Genomic DNA, 24,901 nt, shown 5'->3' with positions numbered 1-24,901 from the left:
CACCGTGAACTGGAGAGGGCCCTTGCCATTCCATGGGGCACTGGAGATCGCCTTCGATAGTAAAGGAAAACTGGTGTTAAGGCACACTAGCGCACGGTGGAAATTTGAGACCTGGTACCGTTGACCTGTCCTCGCCATCGCGAGAGTATTATGTGCAAATGGATGATCGGCCCCTTCCGGGGGCTGCAACAGGATTTCAGGGATGAAGCCAGCAACGCACGCCTGCCTATGCGGCGCCGTATGCGCCTACCGTCAAAGCACTGCCAGCCTGCATTCCGCCTGCGGGTTCCCTTTCTCAGTCGTGTTCAATCTGGAGTGGTTATGCTCTCCATCAACCGTTTTCCGATACTTATCGGGGTTCTTCTTGTACTTGTGATCAGTGAGGTGTCTGCGGGGATGTTTGGATTCGCTAAAAAAACCGAGGTTCATCTTTCGCCGGAGGTAAACGGGATAGTAATGCTCAATGGAAAGCCGGTTGCAGGCGCACAGGTGGTCCGAACACTGGACTATGACCAAGAGTATAGGGAAGAGACGATCACGGGCGAAAACGGAGCGTTTCACTTCCCGGAGAAAAATATCAAATCAAGCAGGCCAAATAAGCTATTGGACGAGACAAGGGTCCGGCAGATTGTCACTGTTAATTTCCAGGGAGAAAAGTACCTGCTGTGGTATGCCACACCGGGAACTATCCATTGGCGAACGGGTATTGCCAACAGGCTGGCCTCCATGCGGTGCGAGTTGAGCGCTCCGGAAATTGAACAGGGATTCGAGAATATCGAAAAGCCTCAATTTCCACACAGCACCTTCAGTGTTTGTCGATGGGACAACGAGTAGAAAAAACGAGAGGGAACTATGACACCAATTTCACCAAGGATGGCTTCCGAGTTTGCGGAAACAGTTTATGACGTTATAGAGCCTGGTAGTGAAGGCATTGTCAGGGTCAATACATACGGAATGGAGTTTCCGGACTTCTTTGATGTGAATCTTTCCGGCGGTCCGGTTATTGGGCAAAGCGGTGGAGTTTTCGGTTTGTTCAGGAAAGCCACAGGATTCGCGTTTGTGGCTCACGGAAAAGGAAGGTTTCAAGGCCATCATGTCATAGCCATAAGGGGCACCCGGTCTATCAATGACTGGATGACGAACGGAAATATCGGGTTTTCATCCTCTGTTGGCGGCTCATATGTTCATACGGGCTTTAACGAAACTTTCGAGAGCATGAAGGCTCCCTTGGAAAAGCTGGTGAGCCCTCTTTTTACAGGTCAGAATATCCAAGGAATTCATTGCGTAGGGCATAGTCTGGGGGGCGCCTTGGCTGCGCTGACGGCGGAGTGGATCAGACATCGATACCGGAAAAAGGTCCAGCTCTATACGTTCGGTGCTCCGCGGGTTGGTATGAAAGGGTTTGCTACCCAATCCTCCTTTGGAGAGAGCAAAATTTTTCGCTGTACTCATGGGGCAGATCCAGTGCCTATGGTTCCGTTATGGCCTTTCATGCACGCGCCGGTGGATGGAATTGAATACCGGTTGGACGGAAGTTCAGGACTGTCCAAGGAGGCCCACATTATGGGTCAGGACGGCGAACCTGGATACCGGAACACCGCAAATTCTGCTGACTGGAAGATGCTGCACCAAAAGTCTACTGACTTTCTGAACACTCCGGTGCGACTGGATTATGAACGGCGTCATGAAGCGACTTTTTCGAACTATTGGGCAGAAAAGCTTGCTGCTGCGTTGGTGACTTTGCTCAAGGATGCGGGTTATTACTCCGCTGTGCTGGCTCAAGCGGCAATCAGTACCTCGTTAACGTTCTACGACCTCCTTGCTCGAACGCTGGAAGACATTGCCAAGGCATCGACGTCATTTGCCGATCAGACACGAGGGTTGCTCGGCCATATGCTGGCTTTCGCCAAAGCTACTGTAACTAGCGTTATCGACCTGACTTTCCGCTTCATCCGGTGGGTATTCGATCAGACAACGGGGGCTTTATACAGCGCGGTGAGACAGGCGGTCGAGCGAACATGAGCGGTTGCAGGTACAAAGTACGATTGACCCGAATGGGCGGTGCGGTTTTACTCCTGTTATCACTGCTTTCGACTACCGCGAGCGCTGCGGGGTTGTGGGACTATTTCCGTAAGAGTCACTACCAGCTTTTTCCGGAGGTGAACGGAACCCTCACCATCAGCGGTGTGCCCATGGAGGGGCTGACAGTGGTTCAGGAGGCCCACCTTGAAGATACCGAGGTGCGCGAGACGAAAACCGACAAGAGTGGTCACTTTTCGTTTCCTGAGTGGGAGATCTACAGTCGGCACCCCGGTCTTCCCCTGTCGGAAATTCGCCTGTTCCAGACCATGACGGTTGAGTACCAGGGAGAGCAATATCTTTTATGGTACCGGGTGACGGGCGGGTTTAAAGGGGCGAAGACCATTACTGAAGTCATGGCACAAATGAACTGTGACCTGTTCGATCCGGAGGCACAGCTGGGTTTTCCGGATGTTGAACACCCAAGTTTTGACCACAATATATTTTCCATATGTCGCTGGCCTGGTAAGGAAACTTATCTACAAATCCGGGATAAACGGGGTTAGACGCCACCCCCATTCCACCGCAGGCCTGCTAAGCTGAACGGAATGCATTCCCCGGTAACCCGTGCAACGGAGGCACCATGAGGCGAGTGGTCTTTAACCAGAAAGGTGGCGTCGGTAAATCCAGTATTGCGTGTAATCTGGCGGCGATCGCTGCGTCGAAGGGCAAGCGGGCGCTGGTGGTGGATCTGGACCCCCAGGGCAATTCCACCCTGTATCTGTTGGGCAAGTCCCCGGAAGGGCTGACCGACACGGTGGCGGATCTGCTGGAGCAGACGGTCACCTTTACTGTTTTCAACCGGCCGTCGGAGGATTTCGTACATAGCACCCGTTTCCCGGGGCTGTATGTCATGCCCGCCAGCCCGGAACTGGAGTTCCTGGAGCGCAAGCTGGAAGCCAAGCACAAGATCTACAAGCTCCGGGAAGCCCTGAAGAAGCTGGAGGGCGACTTCGACGAGATCTACATCGACACCGCCCCCTCCATGAACTTTTACGCCCGTGCCGCCCTGGTGGCGGCGGACCGTTGCCTGATTCCGTTCGATTGCGATGATTTCTCCCGCCAGGCCCTGTACAACACCCTCAACGAGATTGGCGACCTGCGGGAAGATCATAACGAGAACCTGGTGGTGGAAGGCATCATCGCCAACCAGTACCAGGCCCGGGCCCGGTTACCCCAGCAGGTGATTCAGGAGCTGCTGGACGAAGGGCTGCCGGTAGCATCGGTGCGGCTGTCCAGCTCGGTGAAGATGAAGGAATCCCACCAGCGCCAGGAGCCCCTGATTTACATGGCTCCCAGTCATCCACTGACACAGCAGTTCTGCGAGCTTTACGATGCGCTGGACAGAGCGCCGGTCTCGGCTGGTTGAGCCTTTAATGGCCCAGAATCCCGCGTAGTTTGGTTGAAAGTACCGGAAGCATCGGTAACCAGAGGGGAAATTGATATGCGCCTCAAAACCCTGTTGCCGGCAACGACAATCCTGACCCTGGCAGGTTGTCAAACTGGAACGCCACCTGACACTATGAAGGCGAGTTCCGACGACGGCAGAGAGCAGGCAGAAGCTGGCAAAGCGCACTCTTCGTGGCCCCCCGAACTTCCCCTGCGTGCAATCGGACAGGAACCTGGCTGGATACTCAAGCTGACCGAAGACGATCTTGACCTCCGTTACCAGTACGGCGAGAAGCGGTTCCAGGCCCCGGCTCCCAAACCCGAGCCCACGGATCAGGGTTACCGGTATACCGCTACCAGTTCAGAGGGCCAGGAGCTTGTTCTGCATGTCCGTGACCGGTATTGCACCGACAGCATGAGCGGGCTGCCCTATCCTTACACCGCAACGGTAACGATCGAAAACCAGGTGCTGGAAGGCTGTGCCGGCGACCCCGAGAGCCTGTTAACCGGTACAAGATGGGTGGTTGAGGATCTCAATAGCCAGGGCATCATCGACTACTCCCGGATCACCATTGAGTTCAGTGGTAATGGCCGGATCCAGGGCAACGCCGGATGCAACCGTTATTCCGGTAACTATGAAATTACCGGTGAGGGCATTGATGTCAGTGAGCTTGCGACCACGAGCATGGCATGTGCTCCTGCCCTGATGAAGCAGGAAGACCGGGTGTTGGATACGGTGGCCAACGCCCGCAGGTTTGGTCTGAGTGAAACAGGTGCACTGGAGCTGAGTAGTGGCCCGGAACGTAGTTTAAAGGCCCTGCCGTCGGACTGAGTGGCAGGGCGCCTTAAGCCGACCCACCTGGTCACACTATTGTTATTTCCGGACCCTGATCAAAACTGGAGCTCTGGTCGATGCGCTCCATCTCAACAATGATGCTCCGGGCAACCCCTTGATAGGCCTGTGACAGGGAGCCACCGGGATCATCCAGCACAACCGGACGCCCTGAATCCGCCCCCTCACGAACACGGATATCCAGGGGCAGTTCCCCCAATACTCTGGTGCCGGCCTGCTCGGCCATTCGCGCCGCGCCTCCTTGCCCGAAGATATGCTCCTCATGGCCACATTCGCTGCAGACATGGGTGCTCATGTTCTCGACAATCCCCAACACTGGAACATTCACCTTTTCGAACATGGCCAGGCCCTTACGGGCATCCAGCAGGGCGATGTCCTGGGGGGTGGTGACAATCACCACGCCGGAGACCGGAAGCTTCTGGGCCATGGTCAGGTGGATGTCGCCGGTGCCTGGTGGCAAATCGACGATCAGGTAGTCCAGGTTGTCCCAGCGGGTGTCGTATACCAGCTGTTGCAGTGCCCGGGTCACCATAGGCCCACGCCAGATTACCGGGGTCTCCTCATCCATCATGAAGCCAATGGACATGGTCTGGATGCCATGGCCCATCAACGGTTCCATTTTGCCGTCGCGGGTTTCCGGCGAGCCAGTGATACCCAGCATGCGGGGCTGGCTGGGGCCGTAGAGGTCGGCGTCGAGCATACCGACCTTGGCGCCTTCCGCTGCCAGGGCGAGGGCCAGGTTGGTGGCGGTGGTGGATTTGCCGACGCCGCCCTTGCCGGAGGCGACGGCGATCAGGTGCTTGACCCCGGGCACGGCGTGGGGGCCGCCGGCCCCCGCATCGCCACGCTGGGGCATGTTGACCACGGAACTGGACATAAGCCTTCTCCTATTTTTCCACAAAGGCACGTTCGATGACGTAGTCACCGGGTTCGCCCTGTTGCGGCGACCCCTGGAAACCCAGCTCATCAAGCATGGTGGTGAGGGAGTCCAGCATGGCCGGACTGCCGCAGAGCATCACCCGGTCGGTCTCCGGGTTGAGTTGTGGCAGGCCCAGATCTTCGGCCATCTTGCCGTTCTCGATCAGGGTGGTGATGCGGCCCTGGGTGCGGAAGGGTTCGCGGGTCACGGTGGGGTAGTACACCAGCTTGTCGCGAATGTACTCGCCCAGGAATTCGTGGTTGGGCAGCTCCTCGGTCAGGTAATCGTGATAGGCCAGCTCGCTCACTTCCCGCACGCAGTGCACCAGGATCACCTTGTCGAAACGCTCATAGGCCTCCGGGTCGCGGATGATGCTCATGAAGGGCGCCAGACCGGTGCCGGTGCCGAACAGGTAGAGATTTTTGGCGGGGGTGAGGTCATGCATGACCAGGGTACCCACCGGCTTGCGGCTGATGAACAGGTCATCGCCCTCCTTCAGGTGTTGCAGGCGTGAGGTGAGTGGTCCGTCGGGCACCTTGATGCTGAGGAACTCCAGGTACTCGTCATGATTGGCGCTGGCAATGCTATAGGCCCGCAGCAGCGGCTTGCCGTCCACCGGCAGGCCGATCATCACGAAGTGACCGTTCTCGAAGCGCAGGCTCTGGTCCCGCGTGGTACGGAAACTGAACAGAGTGTCGTTCCAGTGGTGAACGCTGATAACGCTTTCTTTTCCCAATGCAGCCATGATGTCTTCTCCTTGGATAGTGATCTTGTCAGTCAGGTGGAATCAGGATGAATAGAGGGTCAGGGTAGCCATGGCGCTGAGCACCAGCAGCCCGCTCAGGCTTGCCAGCAACGCCATCGGGCGCCAGCCCTGGGCGATAATGGCGCCTAGGCTGGTGCGCATGCCCAGCGCAGCCATCACCACCAGCAGGCAGGCGCCAGAGGCGGTCACCAGCAGCTGGCGTAGTTCTTCCGGCAACCAGCCCAGGCTGTTGAGGGCAAACAGCGCCACGAAGCCCAGCAGGAACCAGGGGTGATCGGCGGGGCCAGAGCTGCGGTCGTTCAGTAGCGCACCCAGCAGCAGGATCAGCGGTGCCAGCAGCGCGACCCGCAACAGTTTGGTCAAGGTGGCGATGTCACCGGCGTTATCGGATACCAGGTAGCCGGCGCCGGCCGCCTGGGCCACATCGTGAATGCTGGCACCCAATAACAGGCCAGTATGGAGCTCACTGAACCCCAGCCCGGTGAACAGTGGCGGGAGCAGCAGCATGGACAGGGTGCCCAGCCCGGTAACGCCCACCACCACGCCCAGAAGTCGCCGTTCTTCCAGCTTGCCCTGGGGAATGACAGCCGCGACCGCAACGGCAGCGGACACACCGCAGATGGCCACGGCCACCCCCGCCACTAGGCTTTGCATCCGGGGAAGGTTCAGCCAGTGCCCCAGCAACAGGGCGCTACCAATGGTGAGGGGCACACAGGTGAGCACCACCAGCAGGGGCAGGCTGCCCACAGCCATCAGCTGTTCCGCGCCGATACGGGCACCCAGCAGGGCGACCCCAAGCCGCAGAATCGGGCGGGCGCAAAAATCCACCCCCGGGCGCATGCGCTCGTCACTGGCCTGGCTGGCAAACCCGAAGCCCAGCAACAGCACCAGCACCAGCGCCGGGGCGCCGTAGTGCTCCGCCAGGAAGCTGCCGGCCAGGGCCACCACCACGCACAGGGCCGCTCCCGGATAGCGGCGCTTGAGCGGTAGTGCCCAGGGGTGGTCCAGGGCGCGCGAACCGGTGTTCATGACACCTGCTCACACAGCTGGCGCAGGTACGCCCAGGGGTAGAGCCCCCGGTTGTGGCCGTCGCTGAAATGGAACTGCATGGCACTGACCCCGTGCACATTCAGGTTGTCGATGCCGATGTCGGCGTCGATCAGGCTGATGACGCCCTTCTGCCTTGCGCTGCTGCAGCTGGAACAGGCGCAGGACTTGCGCAGGGTCAGGCAGCTCAGGCGGCTTTCCAGGCCATCGGGCCAGGTGACTTCCACCATCTTCTGTTTGCGACGGAGGCGAATCTGGCTGGGCGGTTCCGTGGCCGTGCTGGTTTGAGCAAGGGCTTCAGCAGTCATGGTGTTACTCCTTCAACATCGGTCGTCGTTTTGCGGATGGCTGGCTCAGCGGGCGCTTCCGGCATCTGAACCGTGTTCACCGGTATATCCAGGGGCCGGGCGCTGCTTTGGCTGGCGGTCATCAGTGCGACCAGTACCGCCAGCGTTTTCAAACTCGTTATGACAAGTTGGCTCATCACTCAACGCTCCAGGTACTGCAGCTTTTCCCCCTGATCGATCCATTGCTCGGCTTCCGGCAGTGGCGATCCCACCTCGCTGATCACCGGCCAGACCTGGGCCAGTTCGGCGTTCAGTTCGATAAAGTGGCGCTGGTCGTCCGGCAGGTCGGCTTCCTCATAGATGGCTTCCGCCGGGCACTCCTGCACGCACAGGCTGCAATCGATGCAGGTCTCCGGGTTGATCACCAGGAAGTTGGGGCCTTCGTGAAAGCAGTCGGCCGGGCACACGTCCACGCAGTCGGTGTACTTGCAGCGAATGCAGTTTTCAGTGACAACAAAGGTCATGGGTTTTCTCCTTCGTAACGATGGCCGCAGCCACCCCGACCAGACGCCTCGCGTCCGGCCAGGGCAGAAGACTCAGGCGGCGTTGTCCAGCTTCGACATGGCCCAGCGGGCCAGCTTGCGAACGTCCGGGTCCGGGTCATCCATGGCGCTCTGCACGAAGGGCAGGCCGTCGCTGTGGCCAATGGTGCCCAGCGCGCCGATGGCGGCCTTGCGCAGGTTGCTCATGGCATCCTGGGAGCATTCGCCCAGTACCGGGATGGCCTGTGCGGAACCCAGCTTGCCCAGAGCGTCCACGGCTTTCTCGCGTACCTGCCAGAGCTCGTCCCGTGTGGCGGTCATCAGCGCGGGCAAGGCGGCCTGGTGGTCGAGCTTGCCAATGCTGTTGGCGGCCTCGCAGCGTACCTGCCAGTGTTCGTCGGTCAGCAGCCCGATCAGGGGTTGTCCCACCTGCTGCGGGCTCGCATACACCAGGGCGCCAGTGGCGGCCCGACGTACCTCCGGGTCCTTATCGTGCTGGGCGGTTTCTACCAGGGCAGGCAGGTTCTCCGGCTGCTTGAGCCAGCCAATGACCCCCACCGCTTCCCGGCGCACCACCGGGTCGTCGTCGCCAAGGCGTTTCAGGGCCGGGCGCTGGGAGCCCGGGTGGCGCAGTGGCTTGAGGGCCCGCAGGATGCCAGCCACCACGAAACCGTCGGAGCTGGAGTCCAGCGCTTCCAGCAGCGGCTCCGCCACGGCGGGATCCTTGAGGTCGGCCAGGGCGTGGGCGGCGGCATTGCGCACCACCTCGTCGTTGTCACCGAGGGCGGCGATCAGGGCGTCGGCCATGTCCTCGGCTTCGAACTCGTCCACCACCTTGGCGGCTTCCTGGCGCACGGCGGTGTCGCTGTCCCGCAGGGCGAGCAGCAGCAGTTCCACCGCCTCTGGCTCGCCGGAGTCCACCAGGTCGAGCACACCGACACGGCGGATGCCGGGGTCATCGGAGGCCAGTTTGACGGCGATGGCCTGCAGTTCGGGGTCGTCGTAGGTCTTCATGGCTCACCTCAGCTCAGCAGGTAGGGAATGTTGACGGTGACGGCATCCGTGGGGCAGTCCGCCTCGCAGGGCATGCAGTACCAGCACTCGTCGTATTTCATGTGGGCCTTGCCGGTGTCTTCGTTGATCCAAAGGACATCCAGGGGGCACACATCGATGCACACGGTGCAGCCCTTGTCGGCGATGCATTTGTCTTCGTCCACGACGACCGGGACGGTGGAATGGTGATTGGCGATAGGCATGGTTGTTTCCTCTCTCAAAGTCTTTATGAATCCGCAAAGCCCTTATGAATCAGGCGTTGGCGGCTTTCTGGACCCGCAGCTTGTTGTAGGCGTCCTTCTCTTCACCGAGGGACACGATGTAGTCGGCGATGGGGCGCTTGCCGCTGGCCATGTTGCCGTGGTCGTCCTTGTACAGGCGGGTGTGGCAGAACCAGTCCTCGTTGTTCTGGTCCGGGCAGTCCACCCGGTAGTGGTAGAGGCCCCAGCGGGATTCGGTGCGGTACAGGGAGGCCCGGGCGGCCATCTCGGCGCAGTCGATAATGGACTGCACTTCCATGGCCCGGAGCAGCTCGTGGGGGTCGCGGGCGCAGAGCATGGGCACGTCGTCCCGCACGGACAGGATGCGCTCCAGGCCGATCTCCATCTTCTTGGTGACCTTGGGCGGCTGCAGGTAGTCGTTCACCAGGCGGCGCACCTTGTATTCCATCTGCTCCGGAGGGATGCCGTCGGTGCGCTTCATGGGTGCCTGGATGCGCTCCAGTTCGGCTTTGATGAAATCCTCATCCAGCTTGATGTCACCCCGGGTCTTGACGAACTCGGCAGCACTCTCGCCACAGATCTGGCCATACACGAAGGCCCCCAGCATGTAGTTGTGGGGCACGCTGGCCATGTCGCCTGCGCCATAGAGGCCGGGCACGGTGGTGGCGCCGGTTTCGTCGGTCCACACGCCGGAGGCAGAGTGCCCGGAACAGAAGCCGATCTCCGAGATGTGCATTTCCACCATGCGCTGGCGGTAGTTCACTTTCCGGCCCTCATGGAAGCGGCCACGGCTGGGGCGCTCGTTGGTGTGCAGCACAGTCTCGATTTCCTGGATGGTTTCCTCCGCCAGGTGATCGAGCTTGAGGAACACCGGGCCGGTACCGGATTCCAGTTCTTTGAAGAACTCCAGCATCATCTGGCCGGACCAGTAGTCGCACTCGATGAAGCGCTCGCCGAAGGCGTTGGAGGTGAAGCCGCCCAGGGGGCCGGTGACATAGGCGCAGGCCGGGCCGTTGTAGTCCTTCAGCAGGGGATTCACCTGATAGCATTCCAGGTTCGCCAGGTCGGCGCCGGCGTGGTAGGCCATCGCGTGACCATCGCCGTTATTGGCGGGATTCTCGTAGGTGCCGAACAGGTAGCCGGAGGTTGGCAGGCCGATGCGGCCAGCCGCGCCGGTGGCCATGATCACCGCCTTGGCACGGATGATGATGGGCTCGGCGGTACGGGTGTTCACACCGATCATGCCCGCAATCTTGCCGTCCGGGTCCTTCAGCAGGCGGGTGGCGGTGTAGCGGTTCTCAATCTCCACCCGGTTGCGGCGCAGGCGGCGGTAGAGGATCTTCTTGACGTTGTGACCCTCAGGCATCGGCAGTACATAGGTGCCCAGGTGGTGCACCTTCTTCATGTCGTAGTCGCCGGTCTCGTCCTTCTGGAAGTGCACGCCCCAGGAGTCCAGCTTCTCGATCATCGGGAACGAGCGGGTGGCGTAGGCCATCAGCGCCGGCTGGTGGACGACGCCATCGTTGGCGATGGTGATTTCCTTCACGTACTGCTCCGGGGTGGCGTGGCCAGGTACCACGGCATTGTTGAGGCCGTCCATACCCATGGAGATGGCGCCGGAACGCTTCACATTGGCCTTCTCCAGCAGCATGACCTTCAGGTTCGGGTCCTGCTCCTTGGCAGTGACGGCAGCCATGGGTCCGGCCGTGCCGCCGCCGATAACCAGTACATCGGTGTCGATTACGGGAATGTCGTTGATCTTCATCAGGTGCTCCTATTTCCGGTCGATCCGGAATTGGTATTTGAAGGAATCGCCTCGGTAGCAGAGGTACTCGAAATCAATGGGACGGCCGTCCCGGTTGTGGGTCAGGCGCTCGACGCGGAGGATGGCCTCGCCGGCGCGGAGGTTGAGGTATTGCTGGGTTTCGTCATCCGCGAGGATGGCGTCCAGGCCGATATCGGCACCGCCCAGGGGCAGGCCGAACAGGTTCTCCAGCATCGGGAAGATGTCCCCGGACAGGTCGAGGGTGAACATCTGCCGACCGATATCCAGGGGAAAATAGCTGTTCTCGATGCAGACCGGCTCCCGGTTCAGGTAGCGCACGCGCTTCACTTCCACCACGTCGTCACCGGCGTGAAGGTCCAGCGCCGAAGCTACCGCCTTGGGTGCCTTCATCTGCTGGATGCTCAGCACCCGGGCGGACGCCTCGTAGCCCTGTGCGGCCATGGCCTCGCCGAAGCCTTCCAGGCGTTGCACGTTCTGCACCGCCTTGGGCTTGCTGACAAAGGTGCCCTTGCCCTGGGCGGAGAACACCAGCCCTTCGTTGTGCAGGTCCCGCAGGGCCTGGCGAATGGTGATCCGGCTGACCCCGAAGGTTTTCATCATCGCGTTCTCGGACGGCAGCCGTTCGTGGACCTGGTACTGGCCCTCGAGGATCTGCCGACGGAGGCTGTCACGGATCTGCACGTAAAGCGGCAGCGGTGAATGCCCGGCCATCAGTTGAGTGGCGTTGTTCATGCTTCGCCCTCCCGCTTGTTATGACAGGTCATGGCGAGTGCAGGCGACGTGAGGATTGAATGGCTCATGATTCACCCCGCCTTGTTCTGCTGCTGGAACGCATTGAGGGTTTCCTGGCGGATCAGGTCCAGGCACTGGCGCTTGAGCTCCATGAACTCCGGCGTGGTGATCAGGGACTGCTCCCGCGGCCGCGGCAGTTCCACCGGGATGTCCGCGATAATGCGACCAGGGCTGGCACTCATCACCACGATGCGGTCCGACAGGAACACCGCCTCATCGATGTCGTGAGTCACGAACACCACGGTGTTGTGGAACTCGCTCCAGATCTCCAGCAGGTTCTCCTGCATCATGGTGCGGGTCTGGGCGTCCAGGGCCCCGAACGGCTCGTCCATCAGCAATACGCTGGGGTAGTTGGCCAGGGCGCGGGCGATACCCACCCGTTGCTGCATGCCGCCGGACAGGGTGTTGGGGTAGGCGTTCTCAAACGCCGCCAGGCCCACCAGCGACAGGAAGGTGCGGGCAATGCTGGTGGCTTCGCGGCGGCTGGTACCGGCCATTAACGGACCGAACGCCACGTTCTCCATCACCGTTTTCCACGGGAACAGGGAATGCTGCTGGAATACCATGCCCCGGTCGGGTCCCGGCTGAGAGACCGGATTGCCATCCAGGGTGACTTCGCCGCGACTGGGTTTCACAAAACCCGCTACGGTGTTCATCAGCGTGGACTTGCCGCAGCCGGACGGGCCCAGCAGGCACACGAATTCGCCGGGGCGGATGGTCAGGTCGGCACCCTGCACGGCCACATGCGGGCCGCTGGCGGTGTCGAACACGATGTCCACATCCCGCATCGAGATTCGCCCCCGGTCCTCGCCGGGTTTCTGGCTTTTGCCGCGCAGACGGCTGTGGTCCAGCACGGCCAGGCGGTTATCGTTCATCAGGGCTGCCTCACTCATGACTGACCTCCTTTGACTTGCCACTTCAGCAGTGGGTTACAGGCCTTGCGCACGAGCAGGGTGCACAGGGTGCCGAGGCCCCCGATGACGAGCATGCCGATGATGATCTGTGGATACTGGATCAGGGTGTAGGAATTCCAGGTGTAATAGCCGATGCCGTATTGGCCACTGATGATTTCCCCGGCGAGCAGGGAGAACCAGGCCACGCCCATGCCGATGGCCAGGCCGGCGACTATGGACGGCATGGCACCGGGCAGCACCACATGCCAGAGGATGGCGCGGTTGCTGGCGCCCAGGCTGCGGGCGGCACGGATCAGGGTCGGGTTGGTTTGTTCCACCCCGTGGGTGGTATTCAGCACCACAGGGAACAGGGCCCCCAGGAAGGTGATGAAGATGATGCTGGACTGCTCGGTCGGCAGCATCAGGATGGCCAGGGGTATCCAGGCCACTGCCGGGATCGGCCGCAACAGTTCGATATAGGGCAGGATGATATCTTCCGCCCAGCGGGAGCGGCCCATGGCTACACCCAGTACCACGCCCAGTACCACGGCGAGACCGTAGGCAAGCGCCACCCGTTGCAGGCTGTGCATGATGTGCAGGTAGAATTCCTGCCCGCCCAATTCTGTCACCAGGGCTGACCACACGGCGGTGGGTGCCGGGATGTTGTCGAAATTGATGTAAAGGTTGAATCCGTTGTCAGAGGCGATCTGCCACAGGGCGACCGCCACGATCAGAGCGGTCACCCGGACCAGATAGCGGCTACCGGTGGCTTTGAACCAGAGCCTGGCGGGTGACGGCTTCGATGCTGTTGTGGGCGTGTTGGCGGCGGGTCCTGCGCTGGCGGGGCTCGCCACTGACGAAGCGGGGGCCGTCTGTTCGGCGGTCTCCGGCTCCGTGGTTTTCAGTGCTGCGTTGCTCTTGCTGTCCATTGTCTGCTCCTAAGACCTTTCCAGGCGGCTGCCGCGAGGGCAGCCGCCTGGACCTGGGTCACTCAGCCATGGCCACGGTGCTGTCCCGGTTAATCAGGGCGCCGCCGTTTTCAGCGATGTAGTTGTCGGAGTCGGCTTTCTTGAGGAAAGCCACCACGTCGCCATCGGCGCCTTTCACCAGATAGGCTGCCTTGCCGAACAGCTTCAGGCCGGTGAGGTTGTCGTAGACGTAGGTGGCATTGATGCCGTCGCCGGCTTCTGATTGAGCAGCCAGCATGTCGGCCACGCTGTCATAGGTGACGATGCCCTTGTCGGCGAACCAGATTTCCGCAGGTGCGAAGTCAGGGTTATTGGGCTTGGTGTCCACCACGGTGCTGACCAGAGCCTCGTAGTCCATATCCATGGTCTCGTAGGCGTTGCGGAGGTAGCTGTCATCCACCCAGCGACCGAAATCCAGGTCGGGCACTTCCACTTCCCGCTGCAGCAGGGCGTGGTCGTATTCCAGGGCGTCTACCCATTCCGGCTTGACGCTGGCTTCGAAGGTGGTGATGCCGCCTTCACTGAAGTAGAGGTAGAGCACCTCCTTCTCCACGCCGGTCCACTCGGATACCTGCACCGCCGCGTTCATGGGGTCGTCCTGGATCCACTTCTGGGCTTCCAGGGTGGCGGTCAGGTAGCCCTCCACCACTTCCGGGTACTGGTCGGCGAAATCCTTGCGCACCACGGTGCCGTGGAAGGTGGGGATCTCGGCTTCACTGCCGTCGTAGATCTTGCGGCCGGTGCCACGGAATTCCATGATCTCCGACCAGGGGCAGAAGTCCGCATGGGCGTCGATGCGACCCGCCTGAATGTTGGCGGCACCAACCGGTGGGCTCTGGTTGACGATCTGCACCTTGTCGCTGAGGCCGGCTTCACTGAGGGCTTTCAGGGTCATGCCCCAGGCAGCGCTGCCCACGGGCACGGAAAGCTGCTTGCCTTCCAGGTCCGCCAGGCTCTGGGCGTCAGAGTCGATGGGGACCACGATGCCGTTACCGGTGCCCCGCAGGTTGTAGCCGGTCACCGCGATGAAACGGGTTTCCTGCTTGCCGGTCTCCTGGAACTTGGCGCCGTTCACAATCAGGGGGTAGTCTCCCATCACCCCGAAATCCAGCTTGCCAGCCAGCATCTGGTTGGTGATGGGTGGGCCGGAGTCGTAGTCCCGGTAGATGATCTCGTAGTCAACGTCTTCGTATTTGCCGGTAGTGGGCAGGTGCTTCTCCAGCAGCTCCAGTTTTTCGAGAATGATGCCGCCAGGGATGGTGTTGGTCACCATGCTCTGGTGCCCGATACCGACGCGGATGGTTTCTGCCGATGCGCCAGCCGCGAGAAGCGACAGCGAACTACACAGCGTGAGTGTTGCCAGTTTTTTTGAGTCTCTCATCGTTCTAGCCTTCCTGGTTGGTCCACTTGTACTAACAGGTCATGATGCCTGTGGTAGGTGTTGCAGCCGGCGTGCCAGAAGAGCGGTGCGTATCGGCAGGTCACTGTTTTCTTGGGGTTATTGAGAAGGCGGCGGACCAGATAGGTGTGAAAGTGAATCGTCTGCTGTGCGCTCGTGTTTGGTGCGAAGGGCGTATTCCGGTTCCATGGGGGCGCAAGGGGATTCGCGGCGCCTATAACAAGTAGTGCAACTTGTTAGCCGACGAGGTATCCATTTGCCCGCAGGTTCAAAACGCGGTTCAATGGCTCAAACGTTTGTTCCCTATCTACAACAATGAACAGTCAGAAGGAGGCAAGATGGCCGGCGATACGGTGCAGGTAATTCCGACGGATGTGAAAGGCGTGGTCGAGGTCCGCCTCAACCGCCCCGAGAAAATGAACGCCATTAGCACGGCCATGTTCAGCGACCTGGTTGAGGCCGGTGAATCCCTGAAGAACGACCCGTCGGTGAGAGCTGTGGTGGTCAGCGGGGAAGGCCGCGCCTTCTGTGCCGGCCTGGACATGGGCAACTTTTCCAGGATGGCAGAGGGCAATGCCAGCTCCACGGACATGGGTCTGGAGCTGCGCACCCACGGCGACTCCAACCTCGCCCAGTACGTGGCCATGGTGTGGCGGGATGTGCCGGTGCCGGTGATTGCGGCGGTGCATGGCGCCTGTTTTGGTGGCGGGTTGCAGATCGCGCTGGGGGCGGATATCCGTTACACCACGCCGGACTCCAAGTGGGCGGTGATAGAAATCAAGTGGGGCCTGGTGCCGGATATGGGCGGCATGGTGCTGGTCAACGAGCTGGTGCGCCCCGACATTGCCCGGGAGCTTTGTTATACCGGCCGGATCCTGTCCGGTGAGGAAGCGCTGGATGTCGGCCTTGCCACTCGAATTACTGCAACCCCGCGGGAAGAAGCGCTGGCCCAGGCCCAGGCGATTGCCGGCAAGAGCCCGGACGCCATCCGCGCCATGAAGCGCATGCTCAATAGCGCCATCACCCCGAAGGAACACGCTGCCCGTATCCTGCTGGAAGAATCCCGTGAGCAGGATCGCATCATCGGCAGCCCGAATCAGGTAGAGGCGGTATATGCCAACCTGGAGAAGCGGGCGCCGGAGTTTGTGGATCCGGAAATTTGAGAATTTCTTCGCCTGGCTCCCGACAATCTGGGAGTCAGGCTCTGGTTGCTCATGAATTAAGAGGCAGTGTAAACTTTTACAGAACTCGTTCTTTTCAACGAGTGTTATCGGACGGATCCACCTAACACTAAGGATAGTGCATGCTCTACTCCATTCTGACGAACCAGCCCTCCTTCCCACAGGAACGCCTGAGAACTCGCCTCAATATTGTTCTGGACCAGGAAAAAATCTTTAAAGCGATTGATGATGACTATTCACTGATTGGTGCGGGTGTGGTGTTCATTGATGGTCACGGAACCTCAGTAACGCTTAGGGAGTTTGAGCCAGTCTGTTTCACCAAGCCCGTTAAAGTGATTCTGCGAGAGCCTCCGATTGAGCAGCCGCCCATCGAATATATCACTGAGGTAAAGACTAACGAGCGTGAGTCTAAACTGGTCTTGGAGGCTGCAGGCGCTATTCTTTCCTGCGGTTCGGCTGTCCTCGGATGGATCGTTGTGGTTGGTTCCGGAGCTGCGATCCCGTTTAGTGCTGGGAGTTCAACCTTCCTGACTGGTCTCTCTTATGGTGCAGCCGCCGCAAGTACAGTGCAATGTGCCAATTCCAGTTACCGTACGTTTAACGAAATCAACGACCCGGCTGCTAACGATGAGCTCGATAGCGAGGCTTGGTACCGTCATGCCACGCTGGCACTTGACGCGATCTCAGTAGGAGGCGCTACTGCTGCAGGATTGTCGACAATCAAATTGGTTAAAATCAAAGTTGCTTCTGGCGTGACCCCGCGAAAAGCGCTTTCAGGGTTATCCCGGCAGGAGCGGCGAAGATTCACTCAAGAGGTCGAGCGTGCACGTTTACCGGGTATATCTAACCAACTGATAAAGAAACGACAGCGCGAAGGCATTACTCCGAAACGATTTCCCAATGAAGCTGTCAAGGCTACGACCATAAAACAGATCAAGGAAGCGGTTGGTGCAGGTCTCACCTTCCTCGGAAGCGCCTCAGGCGGGGGAATTAGGAACCTGGCGATTGCTGTGTATTCGGAGGACTGATGGGCAGAGCAGGAAAAAGGTCTGACCCGCAGGGGCCACCCGTAGAGTATCAACCGTTTCCCAGGGGCACCGTACATTTTATCGCTGCGGTGATTTTGATGGCGGTCGCAACTGGTGCGTTGCTCAGCATTCTAATGACGTGGCTGAGCCACTTTTTAGGGGGTGATATTGATGCATCCGTGGGTGCTGCGATCCTGGTGGTATTGATTCTGGTTCTTGTAACAGCAACCTTCTTGCTCACCCGTGGTCGAACCGGTGCTCATCGTTTTCTATTGGTAATGAATATCTTTTACGTCGGGGTGCTGGCGGTGGCCGCGATCGTGGGCGGGCTCGCCTCGGATACTTCTGTAGTTGCAACGGGTATCGTAGGAACAACTTTAGCAGTAGCGGCACGGTTTTTTTACCGCTCACGACGATATTCAGAGTGTATTGAGTACTTTCGAGTTATCTGGACCTGGCACAGAGCAAATCAGCATTCGCAGCAATAGAGCAGAAGGCTCACTTTCGGCTAGATGGGCACAATTGCTCAGTGACCCTTGATGAAAGTGGGCAAAGGATTGACTCCTGGGAGAGAAAACCGGGAGGCGACTGTGAGCTATAGGGCGCCCCGGTCGCCGGGGCGTCTTGCACGGTGCCCAGTCTCTATAAAATGGGGTTAGAACCCGACCAGCCTGAAACGCTACAGTTGCTCCACCGCAATCGCAGTAGCCTCACCCCCACCAATACAAAGCGAAGCTATGCCCCGCTTCAGGTCATAAGTCTGCATGGCGCCAAGCAAGGTCACGATAATCCGTGAACCGGAAGCGCCCAGCGGATGGCCCAGGGCGCAGGCGCCGCCGTGCACGTTAACCTTGTCGTGGGGGATGTCCAGTTCCTTCATGGCGGCCAGGGGCACGACAGCGAAGGCCTCGTTGATTTCGAACAGGTCCACATCCGACACGCTCCAGCCGGTTTTTTCCATCAGGCCCTGGATGGCGCCCACCGGCGCCGTAGTGAACCATTCCGGGGCCCGGGCGTGGCTGCTGTGGCCGCGAACGGCCGCCAGGGGTTTCAGGCCACGCTTTTCGGCTTCCGACTGACGCATCAGCACCAGGGCGGCGCCGCCATCGGATATGGATGAGGAATTGGCGGCGGTGACCGTGCCGTCCCTGCGGAAGGCCGGTTTCAGGCCCGGAATCTTGTCCGGACGGGCCTTGCCGGGCTGCTCGTCCACGTCCACCATGCCGCGGCCGGTGTCCACCGGGGTAATCTCATTGCGGAAATGGCCATTCTCGATGGCCGAGAGCGCGCGGTCCAGGGAGGCCAGGGCGTAAGCATCCTGCTGTTCGCGAGTAAAGCCATAATGATCCGCGCAGGATTCCGCAAAGGTGCCCATCAGCCGGCCCTTGTCGTAGGCGTCTTCCAGGCCATCGAAGAACATATGGTCCAGCATCTCCGCGTGGCCCAGACGGGCGCCACCACGCATCTTCGGCACCAGGTAGGGGGCATTGGTCATACTCTCCATGCCGCCGGCGGCGATGATGTCAGCGCTGCCCACCGTAATCAGATCATGGGCGAGCATGGTCGCCTTCATGCCGGAACCGCACACCTTGCTGATGGTGGTGCAGGGGGTGGACAGATCCAGCCCGGCACCAATGGCTGCCTGTCTGGCCGGCGCCTGCCCCAGGCCGGCGGGCAGAACATTGCCCATCATGACTTCGCTGACGTCTTTGCTGCCCAGCCCGGAGCGTTCAATGGCGGCCTTGAGAGCAGAGGCGCCAAGCTGGGTGCCGGACAAGGCCTTCAGGTCGCCCTGGAAACCGCCCATGGGGGTGCGGGCGATGCTGGTAATGACGACAGGATCATAAGTCACGTTGAGCTACCTTTCGTTATCAGTGTCTGGCTACAGAATACTGCGTTCGCGGGTCCGGGGTCGATGCGTCGGACCGGCCCGTCAGCCCGATGTCGAAATCCGTCTACGTGATGTTCGGGCTGCGTGGTGTTGCTCACTGGTCCTGCCCTTCCGCATTGCCAATTCTGGCCTTAAGTCCCGCTTTCACCAGTTTGCCGTTGGCATTGCGAGGCAGTGGTTCCTGCTGAATGGTGACGTAATCCGGTGTCTTGTAATCTGCCAGGTTGTCCCGGCAGAACTGGCGTATGTCGGCCTCCGTCAGTGTCCCGTCCTCCACCCGGGTAACGAACACGTGGATCTTTTCCCCCAGCACCTCATCAGGGTGGGGGATAACCGCACACTCCACCACCGAGGGGTGGCCGGTGATCAGGTTCTCCAGCTCCACGCTGTAGATGTTATAGCCGCCCCGATTAATCATGTCTTTCTTGCGGTCGAAAATGCGCACGAAGCCGTCCGCATCCACCGACCCGATATCACCGGACTTCCAGTGGCCGGCGGTGAATTCCCGGGCGCTGGCGTCCGGGTTGTTCCAGTAGCCCGGCACCACCATGGGGCCGCTGATCCACAGTTCCCCGGACTCTCCGGGGGCTACCTCCCGGCCATGGTCGTCCATGATGCGGATATCGCCACAGGGCACCACCTGACCCACGCTGTCGGCGTGGCGGCCGGCATCCCCGAGAGGCAGGCTGGTAGCGGGTGAGGTGGTCTCGGTGGCGCCGTAGGCATTGATCAGTTCCAGATCGGGCAGCTGTTCCCGCAGCTGGGCGATGGTGCTTTCCGGCATGGGAGCGCCGCCGAAGCCGCCGATGCGGAAGGCGCTCAGGTCATGGTCGCGGAAGTTGGTGCGCAGCAGGCAGAGGTTGTACATGGCCGGTACCATGATGGTGTGGGTGACCTTCTCCCGGGCAATCAGATTCACCGCTTCCACGGCGTCAAAGCCAGGAATGATAACGATGCAGCCGGCTACGTGGGCCATGGTGAAAATATTGGCCACCAGGCCGGTGACATGGCTGCCGGGGGCCACCATCAGGGAGCGTTCACCATTCCCCAGCGCCATGATGTGCTGGAAGTGCATCACCGAATGAATGATGTTGAAGTGGGTCAGTATGACTCCCTTCGGTGTGCCGGTAGTGCCCGAGGTATAGAGGATAACCGCCGGGTCTTCCTCATTCACGGAGAGGAGAGGCAGGTCTGTACCCGTGTCTTGCAGCAGGTTCTCGAAGGGCTCGCTGTGCTCGTCGCCGCCGCTGATGGCAAAGCGGTGCCTGAGGCCGGGAAGCTCGTCGGGGTCGGGTAGCTTGCCGGTTTGCTCGCCGGCAAAGACCACCGCCCGGGCATCGGAATGCTCCAGCATGTAGCGCAGCCCCGGAGCCTGTTCGCGAGTGTTCAGGGGTATCACGATGGCCCCGGCCCGCAGCACCCCGAGAATGCTCAGCACCAGCTCGGTGCTGTTGCCAATCAGCAGGCCGACCCGGTCACCCTCCGCAACGCCGCGGTGCCGCAGCTGGGCTGCCATGGCATCGGCCTGGTCCGCCACCTGCTGATAGCTGAGCCGCTGCCCTTCGCAGACAATGCAGTCCGCGTCCGGTGCCCGTTCCACCGATGCCAGGAAGGAGTCCAGCACGCTGGCCGGTCGTTCCTGATAGCAGCGAATGATGCGGTCGCCGAAATGATGTTCGTAGCGGGTGGTGAAGGCGGTGTTCTGACCCATGGGGCTCTCCGTTAAACACGTGGCTGGTTGGTTTATCTCACGGATCGTTGTCAGAGCTTCTGTCAGATGCCCCGGAAACGGCAGAAGTCCTCAAGGGGCGCCCGCCGGGTCCGCAACTGGTTGATGGGGTGGTCCGGGTCGGCGTAACCGATGGACATGCCGGTAAACAGCATCAACTCGTCTGGCGGCTGGAGGAAATCCTGCAGGGTCCGGTGATAGATACTCCAGCACTCCTGGGCGCAGGAATCCAGGCCTTCCTCCCGCAATAGCAGCATCACCGTTTGCAGGTACATGCCCAGGTCGGACCACTGGGGCTGGTTCATCTGCCGGTCCACATAGCAGAACAATGCCAGGGGCGCACCGAAGAACTGGTAGTTGCGGGCAAACCAGGCCAGCCGGCGCATCTTGTCTTCCCGGGGCACCTCGAGCCGGGCGTACATGTCCTCACCCACCTGGAAACGGTAATCCCGGTAAGGGGATTTCAGACCCTTGGGATAGACGTCGTATTCCGGGTCTTCCCCCTGGGGAGCTTCCTGTACCCGTTTGACCATGATGTCTTTCAGTTGCTGCAGGTCGTCACCGCCCACCACGAACAGTTGCCAGGGTTGCAGGTTGCCGCCGGAAGGCGAGCGTGCGGCCTTCGAAAGAACCCGGCGAATGGTCGCGCCGTCCACGGGCTGGTCGGTGAAGGCGCGCACCGAGCGCCGGCTTTCCACGGCTTCGGTAACGGTTCTGGAGGGTGCAGTCATGGGGGCTCCGCTGTCGGGTATTGTTGCTTTTCGCCTATAGTGTCGTGATCCGCATCGGCTGGCAACCGGATCGATAGCTTGCGAAAGTCCTTCTGAAAATGGATGCTAGGGGGCATCCCCAAAAACCGACAAAAGATGACCATGACGACTCAGAACAACAACCCCGCCGTCTTTCACGGCACCATCACCCCACGCTACACCGATCTGGATACCTGGCGCCATGTGAACAACTCCCGGGTGTACCAGCTGCATATCGAGGCCCGCATCCAGGCCCTGGTGGACCGCTTCGGCCCCGATGCCTGGTTCTCCGATGCCGAGCGCCTGCGCCCGGTGCGCACCATAACCCACTTCCGCCAGGTGAGCTGGTTCGGCAGCAATATTGATTTCACGGTGGAGTTGCTGGGCTGCGACGACCACCATGCACGCTTGCGCAGCGAGCTGTACCAGGATGGCAAGCATGTAGGCACCCAGGAATGCCTGCTGGGCGCCCTCCTGAATCATGAGTGGGTTCCGCTGCCGGCGACCATTCGTGACAGCTTCCGCAAGGATGTGCCCCGGGATCCGGAGCCCCTGCCAGAGGAGCACTATAGTGAGAAGGCCGGGAACTTTGAGCATTTCCCGTTCCGGCGCGAGCTGACCCCGCGCTACGCGGACCTGGATGCGGATTCCCAGAGCAGTGAGGCGGCCATCGCCCGTTATATGGAGCAGGCCCGTTTCGGCTCGGTGCGGTCCATTGATCTCAAGGAGTTGGGCATCCTGATCGCGTCGCTGGATATCACCTTCGGCCACTACCGCCCCAGTGGCAAGCCAGTGGAGCTGGCTTCGGGTGTTACGCACCTGGGCAACACGTCATTCCACCTGACCGGTGGCGCCCGTAGCGTTCATGGCCTGCATGCCGTGGCCAACAGCGTGATGGTGATTGTGGACCTGGATGAAAACCGGCCCACGCCCCTGACCGATGATCTCCGGTCGCAACTGGAGAAACTCAAGGTTTAAACTGACGGGTAGCAAAACCGATATCCCTGCCGACAACAACAAGAGGGGACACGCCATGGCGGGACCACTGAGTGGCTTCCGGGTACTGGAAATGGTCGGTCTTGGCCCGGCCCCGTTCTGCGGCATGATGCTGGCGGACATGGGCGCCGAGGTGCTGCGCATTGCCCGGCCCGGGTTCGGTGACGATGGCTCCTGGCGGTTCGACCTGCTGGCCCGGGGCCGCGAGACCCTGCGTCTGGACCTCAGGGATCCGTCGGCCGTGGAAGCCGTTCTGGCGATGGTGGAAAACGCCGACGCCCTGATTGAAGGCTTCCGCCCCGGCGTGATGGAAAAGCGGGGTCTGGGGCCTGATACCTGCCTGGCCCGCAATCCCCGACTTGTCTACGGTCGCATGACCGGCTGGGGCCAGACCGGCCCACTGGCCCACACTGCTGGTCACGACCTCAACTACATCGCCCTGACCGGCGTGCTCAACGCTATTGGCCGCGCCGGCGAGCGCCCGGCCGTCCCCCTGAACCTGATCGGTGACTTTGGCGGTGGCGGCATGTTGCTGGCGGTGGGCGTGCTGGCAGCCTTGCTGGAAACCAGCCGGTCCGGCAAGGGCCAGGTGGTCGACGCCGCCATGACCGACGGCGCCGCGCTGCTCAGCACCATGATGCACGGCTTCCGCGCGTCCGGCATGTGGAATGATCAGCGGGAGAACAACCTGCTGGATGGTGCCGCCCATTTCTACGACGTCTACACCTGCGCCGATAACCGCTACCTGGCCGTCGCCCCCATTGAACCGGCTTTCTACCGGGAGCTGATGCAGCGTTGTGGCATGCCGCAGGAGGAATTCGAGCCCCAGATGGACCGCAGGCAGTGGCCGGATTTCCGCCGGCGCCTGGCGGACCTGTTTGCCACCCGCACCCGGGATGACTGGTGCGAACTGCTGGAAGGCACCGACGCCTGCGTGGCCCCGGTTCTGGACTGGGCGGAGGCGCCACTGCACCCCCACAACCAGGCCAGGAACACCTTTATCGATTCCGGCGGCGTCACCCAGCCGGCACCGGCCCCCAGATTCAGCCGGACCGCCTCAGAACAGCCGGCACCTCCTACGGCACCTGGCGACCTGTTGGCTGACACCCTGGCCGAGTGGGGCGTACCCGATACCCTCGTACAACAACTACAAACAGAGAGAACCAACCATGGCCATTGATCTCACCCCCCGCTGGATGAACGAGGAGCTGTCCATTTTCCGCGACAGCGTTGCCCGCTTCCTGGACACGGAAATGGTGCTGGAAGACGAAGCCGCCCGTAAGCGCGGCCATGTGGGGCACGACCTGTGGTTACGGGCCGGCCGCATGGGTCTGCTGTGTACCGACATCCCGGATACTTATGGCGGTGCCGGCGGTGACCTGCGTTACGAGGCGGTGATGGCAGAGGAAATGGGCAAGCGTGGCCTCACGGGCATGAACCATTTCGTCCACAGCATTGTCGCCCACTACCTGCTCAACCATGGCACCGAGGCGCAGAAGCAGCATTACCTGCCGCGCATGGCCAGCGGCGAACTGGTGGGCGCCATCGCCATGACTGAACCCGGCGCCGGCTCCGACCTGCAGGGTGTCCGCACTCACGCGCGCAAGGATGGCGACGAGTACGTGATCAACGGCTCCAAGACCTTTATCACCAACGGCTACCTGGCGGGCCTGGTGCTGGTGGTGGTCAAGACCGACCCGTCCCAGGGTGCCAAGGGCATGTCTATCATGATTGTGGATACCCAGGATCAGCCCGGTTACAGCGTCGGCCGGGTGCTGGACAAGATCGGCATGAAAGCCCAGGACACCTCTGAGCTCTTCTTCGACGACGTGCGGGTCCACCAGGCTCAGTTGCTCGGTGGCGAAGAGGGTCGAGGCTTTGCCCAGCTGATGAACGACCTGCCCTATGAGCGCCTGTTTATCGCTGTCGGAGCGCTGGCGGCCATGGAAGGGGCGTACCTGAATACACTGGACTACGTGCGGGAACGCACCGCCTTCGGCCAGCCCATCGCCGATTTCCAGAATACCCGCTTCAAGCTGGCGGAGATTGCGACCACACTCAAGGTAGGCCGCGCCTTCGTCGATGAATGTATTGAAGCCATGCTGGCGGGCAAGCTGGATACGGCCACCGCGTCCATGGCCAAGCTATGGGCCAGCGATCACCAGTGCAAGGTGGTGGACGAGTGCCTGCAGCTGTTTGGCGGTTACGGCTACATGAGCGAGTACCTGATTGGTCGCATGTACACGGATGCCCGCATCCAGCGCATTTACGGTGGTACCAATGAAATCATGAAAGAGGTCATCGCCCGGTCCCTTTAGTCAGGGCGCCCGACC

At 60.7% G+C, this 24,901-nt stretch carries 27 protein-coding genes; 11 read left to right on the top strand and 16 right to left on the bottom strand.

Going from position 1 to position 24,901, the window contains the following annotated elements:
- Window positions 1-321 precede the first annotated feature (321 nt).
- From ACFOZ5_RS17735 to ACFOZ5_RS17715, 5 genes are all read left to right on the top strand, one after another.
- Entirely contained in the window at window positions 322-834 is a 513-nt protein-coding gene (locus ACFOZ5_RS17735) for a DUF6795 domain-containing protein (RefSeq protein ID WP_379889811.1), read from the top strand.
- An 18-nt stretch (window positions 835-852) separates the two neighbouring features.
- Entirely contained in the window at window positions 853-2,022 is a 1,170-nt protein-coding gene (locus ACFOZ5_RS17730; protein WP_379889809.1) for a lipase family protein, read from the top strand.
- A gap of 32 nt (window positions 2,023-2,054) precedes the next feature.
- Entirely contained in the window at window positions 2,055-2,585 is a 531-nt protein-coding gene (locus tag ACFOZ5_RS17725; protein WP_379889807.1) for a DUF6795 domain-containing protein, read from the top strand.
- Window positions 2,586-2,662: 77 nt separating this feature from the next.
- Entirely contained in the window at window positions 2,663-3,448 is a 786-nt protein-coding gene (locus tag ACFOZ5_RS17720; RefSeq protein ID WP_379889805.1) for a ParA family protein, read from the top strand.
- 153 nt (window positions 3,449-3,601) lie between these two features.
- Entirely contained in the window at window positions 3,602-4,300 is a 699-nt protein-coding gene (locus tag ACFOZ5_RS17715; RefSeq protein WP_379889803.1) for an META domain-containing protein, read from the top strand.
- Between the two features lie 31 nt (window positions 4,301-4,331).
- Here ACFOZ5_RS17715 and apbC read toward each other — a convergent pair whose 3' ends face one another.
- The 13 genes from apbC to ACFOZ5_RS17650 form a co-directional block, all read right to left on the bottom strand.
- On the bottom strand, window positions 4,332-5,177 hold the full coding sequence (gene apbC, locus ACFOZ5_RS17710; RefSeq protein WP_379889869.1) for an iron-sulfur cluster carrier protein ApbC: 846 nt from the start codon (window positions 5,175-5,177) through the stop codon (window positions 4,332-4,334).
- Window positions 5,178-5,208: 31 nt separating this feature from the next.
- The gene (locus tag ACFOZ5_RS17705; RefSeq protein WP_379889801.1) at window positions 5,209-5,985 is read right to left on the bottom strand and encodes a ferredoxin--NADP reductase; all 777 of its coding nucleotides are present in this window, start codon (window positions 5,983-5,985) and stop codon (window positions 5,209-5,211) included.
- Window positions 5,986-6,027: 42 nt separating this feature from the next.
- Window positions 6,028-7,035: a YeiH family protein gene (locus ACFOZ5_RS17700; RefSeq protein ID WP_379889799.1), complete on the bottom strand. Its 1,008-nt coding sequence runs from the start codon at window positions 7,033-7,035 to the stop codon at window positions 6,028-6,030.
- The gene (locus tag ACFOZ5_RS17695; protein ID WP_379889797.1) at window positions 7,032-7,361 is read right to left on the bottom strand and encodes a DUF971 domain-containing protein; all 330 of its coding nucleotides are present in this window, start codon (window positions 7,359-7,361) and stop codon (window positions 7,032-7,034) included. Before ACFOZ5_RS17695 ends, ACFOZ5_RS17700 begins: the two co-directional genes overlap by 4 nt.
- Window positions 7,358-7,537 carry a hypothetical protein gene (locus tag ACFOZ5_RS17690; protein WP_379889796.1) on the bottom strand — a complete coding sequence of 60 codons (180 nt, stop codon included), beginning with the start codon at window positions 7,535-7,537 and terminating at the stop codon, window positions 7,358-7,360. The genes ACFOZ5_RS17695 and ACFOZ5_RS17690 overlap by 4 nt, the downstream gene beginning before the upstream one ends.
- A 3-nt stretch (window positions 7,538-7,540) precedes the next feature.
- Window positions 7,541-7,864 (bottom strand): ferredoxin FdxA, encoded by a 324-nt coding sequence (fdxA, locus tag ACFOZ5_RS17685; protein WP_379889794.1) that lies wholly within the window; start codon window positions 7,862-7,864, stop codon window positions 7,541-7,543.
- A gap of 72 nt (window positions 7,865-7,936) precedes the next feature.
- The gene (locus ACFOZ5_RS17680; protein WP_379889792.1) at window positions 7,937-8,896 is read right to left on the bottom strand and encodes a HEAT repeat domain-containing protein; all 960 of its coding nucleotides are present in this window, start codon (window positions 8,894-8,896) and stop codon (window positions 7,937-7,939) included.
- An 8-nt stretch (window positions 8,897-8,904) separates the two neighbouring features.
- Window positions 8,905-9,138, bottom strand: a complete 234-nt coding sequence (locus tag ACFOZ5_RS17675) for a 4Fe-4S dicluster domain-containing protein (RefSeq protein WP_328185450.1) — start codon at window positions 9,136-9,138, stop codon at window positions 8,905-8,907.
- A gap of 49 nt (window positions 9,139-9,187) precedes the next feature.
- Window positions 9,188-10,921 (bottom strand): fumarate reductase/succinate dehydrogenase flavoprotein subunit, encoded by a 1,734-nt coding sequence (locus ACFOZ5_RS17670; protein ID WP_379889789.1) that lies wholly within the window; start codon window positions 10,919-10,921, stop codon window positions 9,188-9,190.
- 9 nt (window positions 10,922-10,930) lie between these two features.
- Window positions 10,931-11,674 (bottom strand): GntR family transcriptional regulator, encoded by a 744-nt coding sequence (locus tag ACFOZ5_RS17665; protein WP_379889787.1) that lies wholly within the window; start codon window positions 11,672-11,674, stop codon window positions 10,931-10,933.
- A 71-nt stretch (window positions 11,675-11,745) separates the two neighbouring features.
- Complete coding sequence (locus tag ACFOZ5_RS17660; protein WP_379889867.1) at window positions 11,746-12,522, bottom strand: ABC transporter ATP-binding protein; 777 nt, start codon at window positions 12,520-12,522, stop codon at window positions 11,746-11,748.
- A 101-nt stretch (window positions 12,523-12,623) separates the two neighbouring features.
- Entirely contained in the window at window positions 12,624-13,556 is a 933-nt protein-coding gene (locus ACFOZ5_RS17655; RefSeq protein ID WP_379889785.1) for an ABC transporter permease, read from the bottom strand.
- Window positions 13,557-13,614: 58 nt separating this feature from the next.
- Window positions 13,615-14,976 (bottom strand): ABC transporter substrate-binding protein, encoded by a 1,362-nt coding sequence (locus tag ACFOZ5_RS17650; RefSeq protein WP_379889783.1) that lies wholly within the window; start codon window positions 14,974-14,976, stop codon window positions 13,615-13,617.
- Between the two features lie 356 nt (window positions 14,977-15,332).
- Between ACFOZ5_RS17650 and ACFOZ5_RS17645 the strand changes: the two genes are divergently transcribed.
- The 3 genes from ACFOZ5_RS17645 to ACFOZ5_RS17635 all read left to right on the top strand — a co-directional run bounded on the left by ACFOZ5_RS17645 (window position 15,333) and on the right by ACFOZ5_RS17635 (window position 17,691).
- Window positions 15,333-16,157 (top strand): crotonase/enoyl-CoA hydratase family protein, encoded by an 825-nt coding sequence (locus tag ACFOZ5_RS17645; RefSeq protein ID WP_379889781.1) that lies wholly within the window; start codon window positions 15,333-15,335, stop codon window positions 16,155-16,157.
- A gap of 140 nt (window positions 16,158-16,297) precedes the next feature.
- Window positions 16,298-17,203 carry an NAD synthetase gene (locus ACFOZ5_RS17640; protein WP_379889780.1) on the top strand — a complete coding sequence of 302 codons (906 nt, stop codon included), beginning with the start codon at window positions 16,298-16,300 and terminating at the stop codon, window positions 17,201-17,203.
- Window positions 17,203-17,691: a hypothetical protein gene (locus tag ACFOZ5_RS17635; RefSeq protein WP_379889778.1), complete on the top strand. Its 489-nt coding sequence runs from the start codon at window positions 17,203-17,205 to the stop codon at window positions 17,689-17,691. Before ACFOZ5_RS17640 ends, ACFOZ5_RS17635 begins: the two co-directional genes overlap by 1 nt.
- A gap of 191 nt (window positions 17,692-17,882) precedes the next feature.
- Here the strand turns inward: ACFOZ5_RS17635 and ACFOZ5_RS17630 are convergent, their stop codons facing one another.
- The 3 genes from ACFOZ5_RS17630 to ACFOZ5_RS17620 all read right to left on the bottom strand — a co-directional run bounded on the left by ACFOZ5_RS17630 (window position 17,883) and on the right by ACFOZ5_RS17620 (window position 21,554).
- Window positions 17,883-19,055 (bottom strand): acetyl-CoA C-acyltransferase, encoded by a 1,173-nt coding sequence (locus ACFOZ5_RS17630; protein ID WP_379889776.1) that lies wholly within the window; start codon window positions 19,053-19,055, stop codon window positions 17,883-17,885.
- Window positions 19,056-19,188: 133 nt separating this feature from the next.
- A complete protein-coding gene (locus tag ACFOZ5_RS17625; RefSeq protein ID WP_379889774.1) occupies window positions 19,189-20,805 on the bottom strand; it encodes a class I adenylate-forming enzyme family protein in 1,617 nt (538 codons plus the stop codon).
- Between the two features lie 62 nt (window positions 20,806-20,867).
- Complete coding sequence (locus ACFOZ5_RS17620; protein ID WP_379889772.1) at window positions 20,868-21,554, bottom strand: nitroreductase; 687 nt, start codon at window positions 21,552-21,554, stop codon at window positions 20,868-20,870.
- 141 nt (window positions 21,555-21,695) lie between these two features.
- On the opposite strand from ACFOZ5_RS17620, the gene ACFOZ5_RS17615 reads away from it, so the two are divergent.
- The 3 genes from ACFOZ5_RS17615 to ACFOZ5_RS17605 are packed head-to-tail and all read left to right on the top strand — an operon-like array spanning window position 21,696 to window position 24,886.
- Entirely contained in the window at window positions 21,696-22,550 is an 855-nt protein-coding gene (locus ACFOZ5_RS17615) for a thioesterase family protein (protein WP_379889771.1), read from the top strand.
- Window positions 22,551-22,605: 55 nt separating this feature from the next.
- Complete coding sequence (locus ACFOZ5_RS17610) at window positions 22,606-23,748, top strand: CaiB/BaiF CoA transferase family protein (RefSeq protein ID WP_379889770.1); 1,143 nt, start codon at window positions 22,606-22,608, stop codon at window positions 23,746-23,748.
- Window positions 23,738-24,886 (top strand): acyl-CoA dehydrogenase family protein, encoded by a 1,149-nt coding sequence (locus ACFOZ5_RS17605; RefSeq protein WP_379889769.1) that lies wholly within the window; start codon window positions 23,738-23,740, stop codon window positions 24,884-24,886. Before ACFOZ5_RS17610 ends, ACFOZ5_RS17605 begins: the two co-directional genes overlap by 11 nt.
- Window positions 24,887-24,901 lie beyond the last annotated feature (15 nt).

It is taken from the genome of Marinobacter lacisalsi (assembly GCF_042651045.1).
GTDB lineage: Bacteria > Pseudomonadota > Gammaproteobacteria > Pseudomonadales > Oleiphilaceae > Marinobacter > Marinobacter lacisalsi.
This window is presented reverse-complemented; position numbering and strand designations above follow the sequence as displayed.